A 19,672-nucleotide genomic window follows, 5' to 3' on the forward strand; every position below is an offset into this window, starting at 1 on the left:
TGATTCCTCCTCTGCTATCCCTGTTGTCTCTTTTGCAAGTATGGTAAAAAAGAGGGAGAATTCTCTCCCTCCACGTTATTAAGCATTTAATTTCGTTGTTTTCGTTCTTGTTTTCAAATTCATTTTAGGACGTTTGGAGAATACGATAGTCAAAATGAATGGCACAACGAAAGCAACCAACATCGCGAGTGCAAACATTCCCATGTACTGTGGCTGGATGGATAGGATACCCGGGATCCCTCCAACACCGATGGAATTTGCCATTACTCCAGATCCGACTGAAACGATGCCTGCGAAAAGTGAACCGATCATACCGGCTAAGAACGGAAAGCCGTATTTCAGGTTAATCCCGAACATGGCTGGCTCGGTTACACCGAGATAACATGAAATCGTAGCGGGTATGGAAACTTGTCTTTCCTCCTGGTCCTTTCTGTTGATGTAAATCATCGCAAGCACTGCCGTTCCTTGTGCAATATTAGATAATGCGATCATCGGCCATAGGTTCGTACCGCCAAGTTCACTCATAAGCTGAAGATCGATTGCGTTTGTCATGTGATGCAGTCCCGTGATGACAAGCGGTGCATAGGCAAAGCCGAAAACTGCAGCAAATAGCCAGCCAACTGATGAATTCAATCCGGAATATACAACCGTAGAAATGACAGAACCGATTTTCCAGCCTAAAGGCCCCAAAATGGTGTGAGCAATGATCACAGTTGGAAGTAAAGCGAAAAATGGAACGACGATCATGGAAATGGAATTGTGCACTTTATCTCTCAAGAACCGTTCTAAATATGCCAAGACGAACCCTGCAAGTATCGCTGGGATGACTTGAGCCTGATAGCCGATCATATCAACCTGGGCAAAACCGAAATCCCAAAAAGGTATGTCACTTGCCTTTGTGTTTGCCACTGCATATGCATTAAGAAGTTGTGGGGAAACCAGGGTCAAACCAAGGACGATGCCGAGAATTTGAGTCGTGCCCATTTTCTTCGAGATTGACCATGTGATCCCAACAGGAAGAAAATGAAAAATAGCTTCACCTATCAGCCAAAGGAAGGCATGTACTCCTGACCAAAATTGTGAAATATCCACAAGGGTCTTTGTGCTATCATCGAACATTTTAATATCGCCAATGATATTACGGAATCCAAGAATGAGTCCGCCAACGACAATGGCAGGAATCAGCGGGGTAAAAATATCCGCAAGATGGGCAATCATACGCTGCAGCCAGCTCATATTCTGTTTAGCTGCTTCTTTCACATCTTCTTTTGACGCTTCCTGAAGTCCAGCCATGGAAACGAATTCATTATAAAACGATGACACTTCATTCCCGATTATGACCTGGAACTGGCCAGCTTGTGTAAACGTTCCTTTCACAAGCTTAATCGATTCGATATTCGTTACATCCGCCTTGGAGGGGTCCTTCAAAGCAAAACGCATTCTTGTCGCACAATGCGTAACCGTCGCAATATTCTCTTTCCCTCCGACATGTTGAAGCAAATCCGTTGCTGGTTCTGTGTATTTACCCATTTCACTACTTCCTTTCCCTAGAAAGCAAAATATAGTTGTTTTTATAACCTGTACGTATAGGTTCTGTATACGCTTTCATATTATCCTGTACGTACAGGCCCTGTCAAGAACTTTTTCCCTCACTTTAAAGGGATTGATTATCATGCACTTTCATTACTATTCTGTTATTGCTAATATGGATGTTTGATAACACGATTCATGTTATCGCCGTATCTATCAACAATCTCTCAAGAAACCAAGGATTCCTAACATGGATAACTAGCTGAAAAAATCATAAATAGGGTATAATGATGATATAACCTCTCAATTAACATTCTAATGGTTAGATTTTAACAGGGAGATGAACTTATGTCCGAAACTAATAAATTTCCACTTATAACAGGTAATCTTTCTCTGGATTTAGTGAACACAGAACTAGTCAGTCGTGGTCAACGGCAAGACTTATTACTTTCAGAACGGGATGTGCTGGACTGGCTTACTGTAATAAAAGGGAAAAACTCATATTGGGATAATCCGCTATCATTAAACATTAAAGGGAGAATTCAACAAGTATTTGTAGGCGTTCTAGAAATGCGTTCGATTTTAAGAAAACAATTTGAGTCAATAGCAGATGGGAATATGGTTCCTGTTGAGTTTATCGCCTTTTTAGAATATAAAATCGAAAAATCACCTTTCACTTATAAATTAATGGATCAAAAACTGGTTCCCATACCTGTTGGAGAAGCGGAAGATATCCTGCTATCTTATATTGCTTTCGACACATTAACATTAATCGAAGAAAATAAGCTGTCATCACTAAAGCGATGCTCGAATGATGATTGCGTCCTGTTATTTATCGACGAAAGCGGAAGACGCAAGTGGTGTTCAATGAAAATATGCGGGAATAGAAAAAAGGTAGCCCGATTTCAACACCGGAAATCTGATGATCAATGAAGAGCTAACTTATTATATAAGTTTGTCTACATTTTTTAGGGTTGGTACATTTTGAACGTTGATTACCTCTCCAGGCACTCGCTTTCCGCGGGCGATCCGCCCTCGGCGCCTTTGCGCCTGCGGGGTCTCCCCTGGACGCGCTTTTCCCGCAGAAGTCTCGCACACCCGATCCAATCAACTTTGTTTTAACTTTTAGATAAAACCCCTTTGGCTACAGTCTTTCCAACTTATTATATAAGTTGGTTTTTTTATGAATCATTAAAATAACCCCTAAAAATGATTTTGACAGGTTAGTTTAATTCATGTAAAGTCTAATATATAAAAAAGGAGGGGTAATATTGGACCGTATATCAATAGCAAGGCATAAAGAAAAACGCTTTTTTCATATTCGTTATTTATCGAAGATGAAGGGAAAAGGAAGAAGCCCTTTACAGATAAATGTAAAGGACGCAATAACCGGACTGATTGGGGGATTTTTAACGATATTCGCTTTAATTCTTTTAACAAAAATAACATCAGCAGTGTGGTTAATGGCTCCTTTTGGTGCCAGCTGTGTACTGGCGTTCGGTCTGTGGAACGTGCCGTTATCACAGCCACGGAATATTATTGGCGGCCATTTTGTTTCAACATTCGTAGGTTTAGCTTCTTATCATTTTTTTGGCGACGAGCCTTGGGCGATCGGCTTGGCTGTCGGATTAGCCATTGCGGTGATGATGCTGACAAAAACGACGCACCCACCAGCTGGTGCAGATCCGCTTGTAATTATGCTTGGCCAGTATAGCTGGAGTTATTTATTTACGCCTGTTTTAACTGGTGCTGTGATAATCGTTTTCCTGGCATTGTTAATTAATAATTTGCGCAGCAATCGGAGCTATCCAACTTTTTGGATATGATGTAAATAGAAATATAAGCCTTTTAATGCGATAACGATTTAACGAAGTGTATTCAAAATCGGAGAAAAATGAATAATCTGCACTTATATCTAAATAACAAAAAGAGGAGCTAGTGTGCTCCTCTCAGACTGTAGACCAGTTTTTTTAAGTTTTTAAAATTTGACCGTTGCGTGGAACGTAAGGCACTCGCTTTCCGCGGGAGACTCGCACACCCGTTTCAATCAATTTTGTTTTAACAGTTAGATAGAACTCCTTTTGCCTACAGTCTTTAATATTTTAAAATAGAAGTATTAAAACCCTATCGTTAACAACAGTTCTGTTCATTCGAAATTATCAATAAACAATTAATTTTCAGCGTTTAGTTTTACACGCGTTTCTGCAACTTCTACTCCGTTTACGAGAAGGGAGATTCGATGGATTCCCGAGTAATGACGACGCGTAGTTAAATCCTTCCAATTGTGAACCCTCACTCTTTCAACTCCTTCACTACCTGAGAAATCCCTATCTGCCAAAAGGAAAATTTTACGAGAATTTTTCTGATTGGCTTTTACAAAATCGATGGCGTACTCAATGCGAAGTTTCACTGGATTCTTTTCTTGCACTAGAAAGCCGAAATGAAGTTCACTGGTTTCGCCAATAAAAATCGAGTCTGGTTCATTTCTAATAAAAGCGCTTGAAATAATATTAGGATTATTCAATACATCCGCGTATCCAAATAATGAAAGGACTTCTGGATCCGCTTGGCGAACTAGGGTCCTGCATCCCCGTCGGACAATCCAAATCGTGTTGGGGTCTCCGCTTTCATACCAGCGCTTTGCAGTTTCTATTACGGTTTTAGGATGATCTTTGGCAATATCATTCAAGTTATTGGCCACACTTTTGCGAACATAGAGGGATGAATCGTCTTTCAGGTTCTCAAGTAATTCCAAGACTGGTGTCGGATCTGATTTGAACATCGGTAAAGATTGCCCCCAAGGTAACCTAGGCCTGCATCCTTCACTTGCCAGCCTGCGGACATGCTCATCCTCATGTTTTGTCCATTCCTTCATCTTCGCCATCATTTGAACGGAATCAAACAAGATAAAGGCACGTACTGCAAATTCGGATGATGATTTTGAAGTAAACCGCTCCAAGGCATCAAGCGATAACGGCCAATCTTTCTTATTCAATCCATGCACCTCTACAAAATCCGGGAAAAATAAATATCGAAAACCTTCACAATCCTTATCAAGTAGATACAATATATCCAATGCCTTTTCATAATCACTAGAAAGATGCTTTCCAAGGGTAATCGAAATATGTCTAATTCGTTCTTTTAACTTCCTCTCGTCCCAATCCTCATCAATCACTTCCTCTACAAACGATTCAGTAGAGAAAGACGGATGGACACCCTTTACTTTTTCACCGAATTCACGAATAAAAGTTTCATTATATATATCCTTTAAGGGCTCAGCCATTTATTTCACTTCCTTTCTTCAGGTATATATTTTGCTTTTGTAAGCCATTCCTTTATCGTATATGTACTGATCGCAAAATACAATGATATAGCAACTAGCTTTTATTACCCAAGTAACGGGCTTTGTTGATTATGGAATATAAATCACTAAGCTGCTGGATTTCGTAGGTTGGCTCAATTCCCGTTTCATTTTGCTTCCGTTCAGGATTAAACCAGCAGGTATCCATGCCGGCAAGTTGGCCGCCTCTTATGTCTGCACTTAATGAGTCCCCGATTATCAATCCTTGTTCCGGTTTAAAATCAGGAATACAGGCAAATACGTAATCGAAGAATTCTTTCATAGGCTTTTGATATCCAGTATCCTCTGAAATGAAAACTTGTTTAAAATAAACATCCAAGCCTGAATCTCGCAAGCGTTTATCCTGGGTCCTGGAAACCCCATTTGACACAATATATAAATCGTGGTGCAGTTCTAAAATCGCAACCAATTCATGTGCCCCATTAACTTCCTGGTGCCCTTGTTCCAAATAACTACGATAGGTTTTCTCCAGTGCAACCCCGTCAACCACCCGGCCATATTCTTTAAAAAAAGTTGAAAATCGCGTATTGATTACCTCATTCCGCGATATTTCCCCCTTTTCAAATGACTTCCACAGGTTTTGGTTGATCATTTTATAGTGCGCCTCCGCTTGCTGTGTATACAACATTTGTTGCTCCTTGAGAAGTAAGCGCAGTGCATCACTTTCAGCCATCCTAAAATCTAAAAGTGTATCATCTATATCAAAAAATAAAGCTTTGTACCTGTTCATATGTATCGCCCCATTCAATGTTTCCATCCAACTTTGATTAACTCCTGATCATAACATAGTCTTTCTAGGTCATTTCAAGAGGCCGTTTTCCTTTTCCCGCCTATTTTGAATATTATCATCCCGGCAATGATAATCAGGATACCCGCCAACTGCTTGAATGTGAAGGGAACCTTCTCCAGCCCCAACAAACCTGTAGAATCCCAAGCCAGAGCAAATACAAGCTGTGCCGCCATCACGATTGAAATGGCGAAGGTAGGTCCCAGCAGCTTAACTCCCTGTGTCACACAAATGACCACACCTATGCCAACCAACCCGCTGAACCAATACCAGGGCTTCATATTATGCAGTTGAAAAAGTTCCATTCCCTCAAATGCGAACCCGCATAAAAACGAAGCAAGAAAGCCCAAACCTAATACAAGTGTCGTCGTTGACCATGGATTGACATGTTCATTTACTTTACTATTGAAAACGTTTTGTAAACTGACCATTGAACCCGCGAGTATTGCCCAACTTAATCCGAGCAACATCGTAACGCCTCCTTCAAATCATATAAACTATCTACTCATAGATATTATGGCTGGACAGTGCCTTTAACCCTTCCCAGTCCTTAACTTGGATGAACCCATCGGATCGATCAATCAAACCGTCCCTACAAAGCTGTAGGATGACTCGATTCAAGTGCCTGTAACTTGTCCCAATAAAGTTTGCAGTATCCTTCAAGCTCTCTGTATTCAGCCTTCCATTGATTTGGGCACTTGTTTCATCGAACGAAACAGATAAGAGGTAACTTGCAAGCCTTACTTCAACTGGATGCATTAAATTGAAACTAAGTGACTTGGACTTTACATAAAACTTCTGGGTGATGACCCTTAGTAAAAATTGCAGGAAGGCCGGTTGATCTTCGGCATACTTTTTTAACCATTGGTGCTGTATGCCGATAACATAGACATCCGATACCGCTTCAACAGTATTAATGATATCGATTCCCTGTATGTATTCAATATCTCCAATTACTTCAAGAGGGGTCTTGAATGACAAAATCAGATTCTTGCCTTCAACTGATGTCGTAGACACTTTAACTTTCCCCTTAACCAGCACGTACAAATAATTCACGCAATCGCCTTGGGAGCAAATGCATTCACCAGGATTAACCCGGTATAGAGATAAATAGGGCATCAAGGCTCCATTAAAAATGTTTTCCAACTGATGTGTCTTCAAATAGTGATTGAGTTTTTCCGAATCCATTATTTCTTTCATCTGATAAAGTTTCACTTCCTGCCTATTACTTATTATCCTTACAATTATACCGCTAATAAAATGATTCCTGCCATCATCAAGCCAAGCCCAATGAACTGTGGCAGTTGCATCTTCTGTTTCGTTACCCCAAACCATCCCTTGCTATCTATGAAAAAGCTAAGACTTAGCTGAGCCAGCAATAGAGCTGACACCGAAAACGTCACTCCGATCTGTTTATAAGCCGAAATATTACTGAAAATAATCACCGCTGCAAAGGTTCCACCCGACAAATACAAAGGTTTAACTTTTTTTAATTCAAGAGAATCCCCTTTACGCATCGTTATTAAAATTAACCCGGCGATGATGAAACCAGTGAATTGTGTGATTGTTGCGACTTGCCACGTGCTAAGGTCCCGGCTAATCTGGGAATTGGCTACACCCTGCAACGTTAGAAAAGCTCCGCCTAAAAATGAAAAGAAAATCCCTTTCACTGTTTCTCCCCCCTTCTTTCCATTATTTAATAACAGATATAAGATTCCGGAAAGGACATATGTCCCGCTGTTCGACTCCAGGTTCATCGTTGGAATGGAAGATTTTTTGGGGGAAATAACAAAAAATTCTCTGCCAAGACCAATCTTTAACAAGCAAAGGCCACTAATCAATTAGTGGCCTCGCTTGTTTACCATTAACTTGAATAATTAAAGACAAAATAAGTCTAATTCCTAGCAATCATTTTCGGAGAATTTAGCCGGCTAAAAATTAAGTGGTACCTTTTTATTTGTTATACTTATAAAAAGTTTCAATGACTGCTCTGGTTAATATCTCAATACCAGTGAAAATGGCTTCCTGATTGAATACCATGTTGGGATGGTGCAACCCTGGCTCTAAATTGCAGCCAACACCCAGCATCGTGGCTTTAATTGCAGGTCTTTCCTTTGTATAAAAATGAAAATCCTCACCGCCGGGAGTGATGATGGGCTTAACGAGCCCTTTAGCCCCCAAAGTTTTTTCTATTGCCTTCCCCATCAATCGTTCCGCTTCTTGATCAATGGATGCGGCATAAACTCTTTCTTTGTGCTTGAAGGTAATTTGACATTGATGGAAGATGGACATTTTCTTCAAAACATCGTCCACCTTCTCGATCAATTCGTCCATCGCTTCATTCGTTTGGGCGCGTAAGTCAAGACTGAACTTGGAGGACCCAGGTATAATATTTGCATTTTCCCCTCCTGCGGAAACCTGTGTCATTTTGACTGAATAAGATAATTGCGGGTTTAGCCGTATTCCTTTAAGCTGTTCAACGATGGAACTGATCACTTCAATGGCGTTTAAAGTCAAATGAGGCCTGGCACCATGACCATCAAATCCGTGAATCTCACCAAACACTGTATCGGCTGACCCGTGAATGATGCCTGAAGCAGCTTGTCCATGCTTAATCTCATGAATGGGGCGCAAATGAAGACCAAAGAGAAAGTCAACATCATCCAATACCTGTTTTTCAATCATCTTTAAAGCACCCTCACCAACTTCTTCGGCAGGCTGAAAAATAAACTTTAACGTACCTGGAAGAATTGCCTTCATTTTTCTTAATAACAACAACACACCCAATACAATCGTCATGTGAGCATCATGCCCACATGAGTGGTTGGCACGTATTGTCCCATCAACCTCCTGAAGGAGAGCATCCATATCAGCCCTCAATCCGACCGTTAACTTATTTCGCCCTTCCTCTGGATACCATGTCCCCACGATTCCAGGGATATCCACAAAACTGGTCACTTTAAGATCGTTTTGTTTGAGGACCCTTGAAATATAAGATGTAGTCTCATATTCATTCCAGCTCACTTCAGGATTCTCATGAAGATGGTGGAAAATCTCCAAAACTTGAGGTTTTATTTCATTCAATAAGTCCTTCATCAAACCACTCCTTATTCTCTCAGGAAATACCAAGGGCCACTGCAACCATGAGTGCAATGCAAGCAATCAAAGTCCACCCGAAAACTAATTTCCAAATGAAATTTACCCATCGCTCATAGGGAATCCCAGCGATGGCCAAATATCCCATCAACGCTGATGACGTTGGAATGATGGAATTCGTAACCGAATCCCCATATTGGAAGGCAAGAACGGCAAGCTGTCTTTCCAAACCCAATATATCCGTAATGTGAACCATGAACGGCATTGTTGCGGCAGCCTGTCCGCTACCCGAAGAAATGAATAAATTCAGGATTGCTTGAGTGAAGAACATGCCTACCACATTCAACGTTTGCGGTAAGTGGCTTATCCCGGACACTGCCATGAAGACCAATGAATCTATGATTTTCCCTTCTTCCAGCACTACTGTTATAGCCCTTGCAAAACCGACGATCAAAGCCCCAAATGTTACTGCTTTGGCCCCACCGATAAATGAATCGAAAATTTGCCCAAGCTGAAGACCCCCTACTAGCCCGCTAACGATGCCCATAATCAAAAAAGAAGCGGTATGCTCGGTTAAAAACCAATCCATTTGAACACACCATAAATGTTAAAAGCCAGCCCAAAGGTCATCGTCTATACTTAAAACCTTAGCGAAAGAGAGGGATTCATGGAACTTCCCACCTAATAAATCATAAATCGGCAATTTGGTGTACTTCCCCATCAGGTCATAGCAAGCTATATCAATGGCCGCTTTTGCCGAGGGATTTCCGCTGATGGTCGAATAAAACGATTCCCCAGTTACATGTTCATCAGGCACTGCCTCCCCATATCCCACCAGCCCGTTATCGGCTATTAATTTTACGATAACAGAGGGCATATGATTGTATGTTTCATAGGAAATGACAAATGGCTCTTTTAATGGCAAATGTGTGGCATGAATTTCACAACGTTCAATAAGCAAAACAAACCTCCCTTTTCACTGTCGCTATATGTCGTTAATAAAAACAATATATACCAATCTCCTTTTCCTGTAAAGTCTGAAAATTTAATTTTCGGTAAGTTTCTTGAATTTCTCCGCTGGTACATATAAGTTCCGAGGTCTTCCTTGCCCATATGGATGTTCCTCTCCAATTTTGCTGAGACAGCCGCATTCAGTAAGTCTTTTAACGAATCTTTCTGCCGATCGTCTGGTACAACACATGTATTCCTCTAGCTCTGCTGCTGAAAAAGCCCGAAAATGATTTATCGAAATAAACCGATGAATCAATTTTATATTTTTCGCACTCATTTTTAGTTCTCTGGCCAGTATTTGAATGGTTTCATCTTCATTTTTCAATTCCACTTGGTGATTCCCTTCAAATAATGGTCCCTGAAGTTTTTGATCTTCATCCACCAAGCATGCTACCGTTTTTCTTTTTAGGAATTTATCGGTAAAAAATAATGCTTGTGCCGAATGTTTTTCCGCCTCTTGAATCGTATATCCATATCCAATGCCAATTTGGAAGAGGGTTTTAAATTCTTGTTCCATTTGTCCGATGATTTCATCATAAATATCTGATTCAAATGCCTGTAATGCTCCGCGTGTAGTATAAATCAAATGTGGATTAAAATATTCAAGAGAAACACGAGCCTGTATTCTCTTACTCAATTTCTGTAAAAAATTTAAAAATAGACCACTTTCATTAAGCTTTTGTTGATAATCTTGAATGGAAATGACAGCAATCTGTGATTCTTCCGTTTTCCTCAGTTTCAACAAAGATATAGCTCCTGTAAGACTTTCTATCAAGGTATGTTTGGGCTGAACCATAAATCTGGAAGGAATGGATAGCCTTTGAAGTTCCTGATAAACAGCATGAATGCTCGTTAGTGCGAAATGGGTTTTTCCTTCTTTATGCCTGTTGCTATGGAATTGAACGAATTCGGCAATATTTAGTGTCTGGGTGCCTTCTTCCCTTTTGTAAACCCACGGGTAATCCTTCACATAAAGGGATTTTACTACGACTTCCGATTCTTCCAATACCTTCATTAACCGGTTTTTATCCGGTAAATCGATTGAGATTTCATTTATAGTAACCTTTTCCGTATGAGAAATAGATAACAACGAAAGTGCAACTGTCAATTCATCAAAAGGGACATATATAGCTTCTATTAAATTTCTTTTAACTTGTTCGTATCCATAATAAAAAGGGATGGAACCTGAAAACAATACTAGATCGGTTTGTTTACCGGCATCTTCTATTAATAGACTGGTTTCTTCCGGCAGATCATATTGAAAGGAAATGAATTGTACCTCAGGAAACAAAGGAAAGTGGACAGATAAGGATTCCAAAAAATACTTTGAGCCTATTACACCGATTTTCATGTTGCTTCACCTCGAAAATGAAATTTTATTTTTATTATAACGGTAGAATCGTATTAGTAACTACAAATATTCACCAAAATCCTTCATCTAAGTTTAAGCCTGTTTCATCATCAAATTTCGGAAATGTCACCTTACGACAAGCCAACATCGCCCATATTTGTTATTTATAGTATCTTATTAATAGGGAATGGAGAATCATGTTGTATTACGTTCCCATGGAATTTATCCGGTTTAATTTCGAATGACCAGCTTTTAGTTTCACATTTAAAGTTACTAAATCACTGACAAAACGTTTTTTCTGGGAGGAGTTCAAGATGATCAAAGGTCTCTATGAAGCGCATTTACCAGTATCAGATATGCAAAGGTCGATTGATTTTTACCGCAAACTTGATTTAGAACTTGCCTATCAAAGCGAGAGGGTCGTTTTCTTCTGGCTTGAGAAAGGGAAAAGCTGGCTTGGTCTTTGGAAAACGAACCAAGTGGAAATTCCCTATCATCCTTCCATCCGTCATGTGGCATTACAAATTGATATAGGTGACATGCCATCGGCGAAAGATTGGCTGAAAAATAGAGGAATTGACATTCGGCCTTTCTTTAATTTTACTGAAGGACAGCAGCCTTTGGTTCTCGATAATAACCCGCAAGCCCATGCGGCCATTTATTTTGATGATCCAGACGGAAATGTACTTGAATTGATTGCTCCATTAAGGCTGGACTTTGAGGGAAGTTTTGGAGAGATGTCATTAGAAGATTGGTATAAACGATTCCCAATTTAAATGGAGAGATGATTCCAGTTGTTATTTTTGCAATTTAAGAATGGGACCCCCATCTGGGTGTCCCATTGCTTCTGGGGAAGGATTCTTGTTCAAAGGTACAAATGCATTACGGGATATCATGCCCCATCGAGCTAGTTAAAATGTTAAACCATTGTTCTTTTTTCATGCTTAGATTTAGTGAATCAATGGCGCTATCCAGTCGTTCTTTCTTACCTGAACCAACGATCGGAATGATTTTTGCAGGATGCCTCAACAGCCATGCATACATAACCTCATCTATTCCATTAGCACCGATTTCTTCTTTTACGCTTTCTAACGTTTTTCTTAAGCGGACAGCCTTTTCGTTTGATTCCTCAAAGATGCTTCCTCCTGCGAGTGGTGACCATGCCATAGGAGCCACGCCCATTTCCTGACATAAGTTAATGGTTCCGTCTTCGAAGTTTTCAAGATTGTATGCAGAAAGTTCCAGTTGATTTGTTACTAGAGGATATTCAAGGTACGCTTGAAGCATATCCCATTGCGGTTTTTTGAAGTTCGATACCCCAAAGTTACGGACCTTTCCTGATTCTTTTAATTGATTAAACGCCTCAGCCGTTTCCGACGGGTCCATCAGGGGATCAGGACGATGGATAAGTAATAAATCAATATAATCCGTTTTAAGATTCATAAGGGATTGTTCAACAGACTTTATAATGTGGGTTTTATTAGTGTTATAATGGTGACTTTTATGAGAAGGGCGGTTTTCTGATTGTATGACTATGCCACATTTCGTAACGATCTCCATTTTTTCGCGTAAAGATGGCTTTAATGAAAGGGCGTTCCCAAAAATCTCCTCACATGTGTAGCTACCATATATATCAGCGTGATCATATGTAGTGACCCCCCGATCCATTCCATGTTCAATAAGAGATAGGATTTCTTCGGTGGAAAATTTCCAATCTGCCAATCTCCACATACCGTGAACAATGCGTGAAAGACTTAGATCTTCAGTTAGATTGACTCTTTGCATGTTGTTTCTCCCCTTTTATATCATGATTGGGCTTGCTAATTAGGTGTTTGTCATGGCTTACCTATGTTGCGGTTTCTTTCCTTATTATCCTTCATAACATATTGGTTAATTCTGTGCTAGTATCCTAGGCTACTGCAATGAATCTTAGTATAATTTAAAATTTCGAAGAATCCTAATCTTGAGTGACCCTCACATGCCACATTTTTAGAAAGTTAGGTTCATGAACTTTAGATAAGTTATATATCGCCCCCTTGTGGATGCAGAATCCCACGTTAGATCCATAAGAAAAAGGCTGCCGTAGCAACCTCCTAATCGAATAATCAAGAATTCATTTCCATCTAGCTAGCATGAAATATCAAAAATGCTTAGTTAGTTCTTTGAAGTTTTCTTGTGTAATTCAACGATTTCTATCGCTAAATCTTTTGTTGTCATGGAAGTAATCAAGTGATCTTGAGCATAGATTAAGAGCATTGGAATTTCGAATACCTCACCATACACTTCTTGTTGAATCAAACGGTTTGGATTTTATGTGCAGCAACAAACTCATCTTCCGCCTCCTTTTATTTTTCTTGGGCATCGCTTGATTTACCCTGTTTTTGCAATGCGATGGCTTCCATTGCACAACTGCGGGCATTTCCGCTATGGAGAATTAATTGAAATGTTAATTCAGATAGATCCTCTTTCGTTTTCGTCATATGAACACCCTCTTTTTTGTTCGCAAAAAAGGACAGAAAAGGGTAATGGCAACATTCCCTTCTCTGTCCTTTTACCTGAGAGATTTGTTCAAAGTTTTTTTTGGAACTTGATCCTTCGTTGGCTGTGTATTGCACTCTCACACAATCGTCATCCTCTATATTTTTTTGAAACACTGTAAATATTTGCGACTGTAAATTATTTGCATAAGTGGTTTTTATGGTATCACTCTTTATTTATACATATTCAGAAAACTAAGAAATGATAAAACGAAGGAAAATCACTTTATATCAGCAAACGCCTTCAAATTTAATAGACTAATGCTTTTTTATGAAGTTCAGCTCTTGCTGATCGCTGATTGTATCCTGGTTTTTCTCTTTTTCTTTTAAAACATAACTAAGCAAGTCTAATGAGAGACGTGCTGCCACTTGTCCAGTTATTCCCGTATGATCGTAAGGAGGAGCTACTTCTACCATATCAAAACCGATTACTTCTCCTCTTTTTGCAATTCCATGGAGTATTTCGTTGACTTCATCATAAAGCAGGCCTCCAGGAGAAGGTGTGCCTGTCGCAGGGGCGATCGATGGATCGAGACCATCAATGTCCATGGTAATATAATATTTTTCACCTGCTGGAATAAGTTCCAGCACCTGTTCAAATCCCATCTTTCTCATTTGACGTGGAGACAAGATGACACTTCCGTATTCTCTGGAAGCATCGACATCTTCTTTTTTACTGCTGCTGATTCCACGAATGCCCAATTGGAAAATCTTTTGAACATGATTCATTTCAGATAAGCGGCGGATGCAGCTTCCATGTCCAACCCGCATTCCTGAACGGTGATCTGCCCAGTCTAAATGCGCATCAATCTGGATCACATGAAATGGCCCGAGTTCTCCCAAGCCCCTTCCTACTGGTATTGTAATGGAATGATCTCCACCTAAAACAACCGGCATTGCACCTTTTGAAACGATTTTTCGAATGGCTTCTTCCGTATTATCATGGGATTGCATCATATCCCCATGTACCATGTCTACATCGCCGCAATCAACTACTTTCCATTTCGGGCCAAGATACATGATATCATTTTCAATATCATAGGCGCCATCTAACCCGAAACTATATAATGTAGAGCCTTCACGAATTCCTCTTGGACCCATTCTTGCTCCTGACTTCCATTGTGTTCCCATATCATTTGGAACTCCAATGACAGCTACATCTGCATCTAACTGGTCTAGATCAGGACATACGGGATATTTCCCGAAAGTACAGATTCCGGTAAAAGGTAAATTAAGATGTTGTTTTTTATTATTCGACATGAACTTTGCCTCCCACTTGTATTACGTTCTCCTAATGTCTCCTAATGTTCTCCTAATATATATGCAAGCTATGCCAACCTATTAAACTAGACAAAACGGAATTGTGTTGTCAATAATGACTACCAGGAACCGACACAGATTTCTTTCTGTTCCAGGCCATCTTTAGATATAATATTTGAAATAATGGTAATTCAAAAAAATGCTTCCCCTATTAAAAAAAGTCAAAAATTTCTCGATGTAAGCACTCTCTTTTACTCAATTATCTTTACTTCTCCATTTTTAATGATCAAACCACTTGGTTGGCTCCACTTCTAAATTAATGTTGATTTGTTTTACCTCACTAAACTCATCTAAACCAAAAGTTCCTAATCCGCGGCCAATTCCGCTCTGCTTATAGCCTCCCCACGGGGCTTCATTGTAGGCTAAATTATAGGCATTAATCCATGTAATTCCGGCTCTTATTTTCTTAATCACTCTTAAAGCCTTTGCACCGTCTTGGGAAAATACACCTGCTGCGAGGCCATATGGGGTATCATTAGCAAGCTGGATGGCTTCCGCTTCATCTTTAAACTTTTGTACAGTCAGTACTGGCCCAAATATTTCTTCCTGAACAATTCTCATGTCCGGTTTGGTATCAACAAATATTGTCGGCTCAACAAAATAGCCCTTTTCAAGCCCATTGCTTGTTATACGCTTGCCGCCGCAGGCTAATGTCGCCCCTTCTTCTATGCCATGTTGAATATATTGGAGTACCTCATTCATATGTGCTTCACTGACAAGGGCACCCATTTCTGTAGAAGGATGATCACCAGGACCGACTTGGATCTTTTTCGCTTTCTCTATCAGTCTATCGATAAACTTGTCGTGAATGCTCTCTTCAAGCAGCAAACGCGATCCTGCATTACAAACTTGACCTGCATTTACAAAAATCCCATATAAAGCATAATCCACTGCTGTCTCAAAGTCTGCGTCGGCGAAAACGATGTTAGGCGACTTGCCGCCTAGTTCGAGGGCAATGTTCTTAATATTTCCAGCAGCTGTTTTCATGATGCTTCTCCCCGTTGAGGTGCTGCCAGTGAATGAAACCATATCGACTTTATCGCTTTCCGCTAGTTCATTTCCTACTGTTCCCCCACCGCCCATCACGAGATTAGCAACGCCATCTGGAATGCCAACTTCTTTGATAATCTCGAACAATTTGGTAGTGGTAACCGGAGTTATCCCGGCTGGTTTAAACACGACCGCATTTCCTGCAGCAAGTGCAGGGGCTATTTTCCAAGCTCCCGTCAGTAAAGGAAAATTCCACGGAGCGATCAGTCCACATACCCCTACCGGCTCTCGAACAACCATAGCCTGTACAGGACCAGAAACAGGATACGTTTGGCCATCCGGTTTTGTGACTAAACCGGCATAGTAGCGAAAACAATCCGCTGCGTCAGCAATGTCAAACTCTGACTCTTTAAGAGGTTTTCCGGTATTGGCTGTTTCAAGTTGGCTAAGCTCAGATACATTTTCTTCAATCTTCTCCGCTATTTTATATAAATAGGAAGCCCGTTCCGAAGCCGGTAAGTCCGACCAAATCCCAGAATCAAATGCTAGTCGTGCTGCATCAATAGCCATCTTGGCATCTTCTGCATTTCCGTTGGGAGCCTCTGCAATGATCTTGCCGTTTGCCGGATTTACAATATTTCTCTTCTGTTTACTTGAAGAATCCATCCACTCACCGTTTATAAACATTTTCAACTTATGCAATTTGAAAAACCTCCAGTTCATTATTCTTACTTTATAGCAATCTCATATCCATAAATAGCTAATTATGTACCCGCAGCAAGTGGGCATACGCATGTTTTCTGTAAACCATGGCGGCCGCCCAATTAAAACTCCCATCAAGCCGGCCGCCGATTCAAAAATTCTAGATCAACATTAATCTAGTTAAATTTTTAAATTAATGTTGTGTTTTTCGCCTCATAAGTCTTTTGAAATAATTCCAAATAATCTGCAGGTGTCACTTTTCGTGAATTAGCCTGTGTACACAAATGAACGGATGCCCCTTCAGCGAGGAATGGGAAATCTTCGGGATTGACATTACTTAAATCTCGAAAATCAGGAATGCCAATTTTACGTGCAAGCTCTTTTAACAATACAACACCATCATAGGCAATTTCTTCTGTTGTTTTCCCTTCTTTATTTGCTCCAAGTTTTTCAGCTACAATTGCATGCTTTTCCAGGTTTGAAGGAATATTAAATTCAAAAACATGAGGAAGAAAGATAGAATTCGCTACCCCATGTGGAGTATCATAAAGACCGCCGAGTGGTTCAGCCATAGCATGTACAGCACCAAGATCCGCGTTATCAAATGCCATACCTGCAATTAAACTGGCTACAAGCATATTTTTCCTTGCCTCTAAGTCGGTCCCATTTTCTACAGCTAACGGAAGGTACTTAGCAATTAATTCAATTGCATAAAGGCTGAGAGCATCGGAAATGGGTTCAGCAATATTGCTGGTATAAGCTTCGATAGCATGTGTAAGTGCATCCATTCCGGTAGCAGCAGTAATAGATTTAGGCAGAGTTAGAGTTAATTCAGGGTCCAAAATTGCTAGTTTTGGAGCCAATTTAATGTCAAGTATAGCCTCTTTCTGTTTTGTAACTGTATCTGTAATGACAGAACCTGTTGTAACCTCACTTCCTGTACCTGAAGTTGTAGGGATACAAATAAGGGGAGTTATTTCTCGATCTAGTAAATTTAACCCGTAACGATCCCTAAGCTCTCCTCCATGGGTTAAAAGTGTACCAATTGCTTTTGCTGTATCCATCGAACTTCCGCCGCCAAGACCTATCAAAAGATCTATTTCCTCGTCTTTAAATTGTTGATAGGCTCTATGGCAATCTACATCTTTTGGATTAGGAGTAATTTCATCAAAAACAATATAATTGACACTTTCTTGGTCTAACGAATCGGTAACCTTTTGTAAAATTCCAGTTTGCGCCAGTCCTTTATCGGTAATAAGAAGTGCCTTTTTTCCTCCTAGCTCTTTTGCTCTTTTCCCAATATTTTTAACTTTTCCGTTCCCGAACTCTATAGATGTAGGTTGATTGAAATTAAAATCCCAGATCATCATTAATATCCCCTTTCAATTTTTCAAACAGTGTAATAGTAAGTGACTCACTCTCTTTTACTCTTTTATATCTACTTCTCCATTTTTAATGATCAAACCACTTTGTTGGCTCCACTTCTAAATTAATGTTGATTTGTTTTACCTCACTAAACTCATCTAAACCAAAAGTTCCTAATCCACGGCCAATTCCGCTCTGTTTATAGCCTCCCCACGGTGCTTCATTGTAGGCTAGGTTATAAGCATTAATCCACGTAATTCCGGCTCTTATTTTCTTAGTCACTCTTAAAGCCTTCGCACCGTCTTGTGAAAATACACCTGCTGCGAGGCCGTATGGAGTATCATTGGCAAGCTGGATGGCTTCCGCTTCATCTTTAAATTTTTGCACGGTAAGTACTGGCCCGAATATTTCTTCCTGAACAATTCTCATGTCCGGTTTGGTATCAACAAATATCGTCGGCTCAACAAAATAGCCCATTTCAAGCCCATTGCTTGTTATACGCTTGCCTCCGCAGGCTAATGTCGCCCCTTCTGCTATGCCAAGTTGAATATATTGGAGTACCTTATTCATATGTGCTTCACTGACAAGGGCACCCATTTGTGTAGACGGTTGATCACCTGGGCCGACCCGGATCTTTTTCGCTTTCTCTGACAGTCTATCGATAAACTTGTCGTGAATGCTCTCTTCCAGCAGCAAACGCGATCCTGCATTACAAATTTGGCCAGCGTTGACAAAAATGCCATATAAAGCATAATCTGCGGCTGTCTCAAAGTCTGCGTCGGCAAAAACGATGTTAGGTGACTTGCCGCCTAATTCAAGTGCAATGTTTTTAATATTTCCAGCTGCTGCTTTCATGATGCTTCTGCCCGTTGAGGTACTGCCAGTAAACGAAACCATATCAACTTTATCGCTTTCCGCTAGTTCATTTCCTACTGTTGCACCACCACCCATAACTAGATTGGCAACGCCATCTGGTATGCCAACTTCTTCGATAATCTCAAATAATTTAGTAGTCGTAATCGGAGTGACCTCGGATGTTTTAAATACAATCGTATTTCCGGCAGCAAGGGCAGGGGCTATTTTCCAAGCTCCAGTCAGTAAAGGAAAATTCCACGGAGCGATCAGTCCACATACCCCTACCGGCTCTCGAACAACCATGGCCTGTACAGGACCGGAAACAGGATACGTTTGGCCGTCCGGTTTAGTGACTAAACCGGCATAATAACGAAAACAATCCGCTGCATCCGCAATGTCAAACTCTGCTTCTTTAAGAGGTTTTCCGGTATTGGCTGTTTCAAATTGGCTAAGCTCAGATGCATGTTCTTCAATTTTCTTTGCTATTTTAAATAAATAGGAAGCCCGCTCCGAAGCCGGCAGGTCTGACCAAATGCCGGAATCAAATGCGGTTCGTGCCGCATCAATGGCCATCCGGGCATCTTCTGCATTTCCGTTGGGAGACTCCGCAATGATCTTACCGTTTGCTGGGTTAACAACATTACTCTTTTCTTTACTCAAAGAATCCATCCACTCACCGTTTATAAACTTTTTCAGCTTCAACAATTTGAAAAAACCTCCTGTCCGTTATTATTACTTTAACGATCTCGCTTTAAATATAGGCAGCG

General features: G+C 40.4%; 20 protein-coding genes. 3 read left to right on the forward strand and 17 right to left on the reverse strand.

The window, feature by feature from the left end:
• Positions 1–78 precede the first annotated feature (78 nt).
• The gene (treP, locus tag SB775_RS16225) at positions 79–1,530 is read right to left on the reverse strand and encodes a PTS system trehalose-specific EIIBC component (protein WP_410862201.1); all 1,452 of its coding nucleotides are present in this window, start codon (positions 1,528–1,530) and stop codon (positions 79–81) included.
• 348 nt (positions 1,531–1,878) lie between these two features.
• On the opposite strand from treP, the gene SB775_RS16230 reads away from it, so the two are divergent.
• Both SB775_RS16230 and SB775_RS16235 read left to right on the forward strand, forming a co-directional pair.
• A complete protein-coding gene (locus tag SB775_RS16230) occupies positions 1,879–2,463 on the forward strand; it encodes a CGNR zinc finger domain-containing protein (protein WP_410862202.1) in 585 nt (194 codons plus the stop codon).
• 338 nt (positions 2,464–2,801) lie between these two features.
• Positions 2,802–3,356: an HPP family protein gene (locus SB775_RS16235; RefSeq protein WP_125162410.1), complete on the forward strand. Its 555-nt coding sequence runs from the start codon at positions 2,802–2,804 to the stop codon at positions 3,354–3,356.
• A 344-nt stretch (positions 3,357–3,700) separates the two neighbouring features.
• On the opposite strand, the gene SB775_RS16240 is transcribed toward SB775_RS16235, so the two are convergent.
• The 9 genes from SB775_RS16240 to SB775_RS16280 form a co-directional block, all read right to left on the reverse strand.
• Positions 3,701–4,813, reverse strand: a complete 1,113-nt coding sequence (locus tag SB775_RS16240) for a DNA alkylation repair protein (RefSeq protein WP_410862204.1) — start codon at positions 4,811–4,813, stop codon at positions 3,701–3,703.
• Positions 4,814–4,907: 94 nt separating this feature from the next.
• A complete protein-coding gene (locus SB775_RS16245) occupies positions 4,908–5,621 on the reverse strand; it encodes a YjjG family noncanonical pyrimidine nucleotidase (protein ID WP_289321233.1) in 714 nt (237 codons plus the stop codon).
• A 74-nt stretch (positions 5,622–5,695) separates the two neighbouring features.
• A complete protein-coding gene (locus tag SB775_RS16250; RefSeq protein WP_061462671.1) occupies positions 5,696–6,148 on the reverse strand; it encodes a DMT family transporter in 453 nt (150 codons plus the stop codon).
• A 31-nt stretch (positions 6,149–6,179) separates the two neighbouring features.
• Positions 6,180–6,878 carry a Crp/Fnr family transcriptional regulator gene (locus SB775_RS16255; protein ID WP_061462669.1) on the reverse strand — a complete coding sequence of 233 codons (699 nt, stop codon included), beginning with the start codon at positions 6,876–6,878 and terminating at the stop codon, positions 6,180–6,182.
• A gap of 44 nt (positions 6,879–6,922) precedes the next feature.
• The gene (locus SB775_RS16260) at positions 6,923–7,348 is read right to left on the reverse strand and encodes a DMT family transporter (protein ID WP_061466041.1); all 426 of its coding nucleotides are present in this window, start codon (positions 7,346–7,348) and stop codon (positions 6,923–6,925) included.
• Between the two features lie 283 nt (positions 7,349–7,631).
• Positions 7,632–8,774 carry a M20 peptidase aminoacylase family protein gene (locus SB775_RS16265; protein ID WP_410862206.1) on the reverse strand — a complete coding sequence of 381 codons (1,143 nt, stop codon included), beginning with the start codon at positions 8,772–8,774 and terminating at the stop codon, positions 7,632–7,634.
• 19 nt (positions 8,775–8,793) lie between these two features.
• Positions 8,794–9,363 carry an AbgT family transporter gene (locus SB775_RS16270; protein WP_410862207.1) on the reverse strand — a complete coding sequence of 190 codons (570 nt, stop codon included), beginning with the start codon at positions 9,361–9,363 and terminating at the stop codon, positions 8,794–8,796.
• 18 nt (positions 9,364–9,381) lie between these two features.
• Complete coding sequence (locus SB775_RS16275) at positions 9,382–9,735, reverse strand: hypothetical protein (protein WP_410862209.1); 354 nt, start codon at positions 9,733–9,735, stop codon at positions 9,382–9,384.
• 84 nt (positions 9,736–9,819) lie between these two features.
• On the reverse strand, positions 9,820–11,136 hold the full coding sequence (locus tag SB775_RS16280) for a MarR family transcriptional regulator (RefSeq protein ID WP_410862211.1): 1,317 nt from the start codon (positions 11,134–11,136) through the stop codon (positions 9,820–9,822).
• Between the two features lie 314 nt (positions 11,137–11,450).
• Here SB775_RS16280 and SB775_RS16285 point away from each other — a divergent pair, with 314 nt between their 5' ends.
• Positions 11,451–11,912, forward strand: coding sequence for a VOC family protein (locus tag SB775_RS16285; protein ID WP_061462662.1), 462 nt, complete (start codon positions 11,451–11,453; stop codon positions 11,910–11,912).
• A 106-nt stretch (positions 11,913–12,018) separates the two neighbouring features.
• Here SB775_RS16285 and SB775_RS16290 read toward each other — a convergent pair whose 3' ends face one another.
• From SB775_RS16290 to SB775_RS16320, 7 genes are all read right to left on the reverse strand, one after another.
• On the reverse strand, positions 12,019–12,921 hold the full coding sequence (locus SB775_RS16290; RefSeq protein WP_410862213.1) for an aldo/keto reductase: 903 nt from the start codon (positions 12,919–12,921) through the stop codon (positions 12,019–12,021).
• A gap of 369 nt (positions 12,922–13,290) precedes the next feature.
• The gene (locus SB775_RS16295) at positions 13,291–13,392 is read right to left on the reverse strand and encodes a PTS lactose/cellobiose transporter subunit IIA (protein ID WP_410862214.1); all 102 of its coding nucleotides are present in this window, start codon (positions 13,390–13,392) and stop codon (positions 13,291–13,293) included.
• An 89-nt stretch (positions 13,393–13,481) separates the two neighbouring features.
• Complete coding sequence (locus SB775_RS16300) at positions 13,482–13,616, reverse strand: PTS lactose/cellobiose transporter subunit IIA (protein WP_410862216.1); 135 nt, start codon at positions 13,614–13,616, stop codon at positions 13,482–13,484.
• Between the two features lie 315 nt (positions 13,617–13,931).
• Complete coding sequence (gene speB, locus SB775_RS16305) at positions 13,932–14,933, reverse strand: agmatinase (protein WP_089364955.1); 1,002 nt, start codon at positions 14,931–14,933, stop codon at positions 13,932–13,934.
• 279 nt (positions 14,934–15,212) lie between these two features.
• Positions 15,213–16,685: an aldehyde dehydrogenase family protein gene (locus SB775_RS16310; RefSeq protein ID WP_410862217.1), complete on the reverse strand. Its 1,473-nt coding sequence runs from the start codon at positions 16,683–16,685 to the stop codon at positions 15,213–15,215.
• Between the two features lie 188 nt (positions 16,686–16,873).
• Complete coding sequence (locus tag SB775_RS16315; protein ID WP_410862219.1) at positions 16,874–18,055, reverse strand: iron-containing alcohol dehydrogenase; 1,182 nt, start codon at positions 18,053–18,055, stop codon at positions 16,874–16,876.
• Between the two features lie 82 nt (positions 18,056–18,137).
• Complete coding sequence (locus SB775_RS16320) at positions 18,138–19,610, reverse strand: aldehyde dehydrogenase family protein (RefSeq protein ID WP_410862221.1); 1,473 nt, start codon at positions 19,608–19,610, stop codon at positions 18,138–18,140.
• Positions 19,611–19,672 lie beyond the last annotated feature (62 nt).

It is taken from the genome of Peribacillus sp. SIMBA_075 (genome assembly GCF_046534585.1).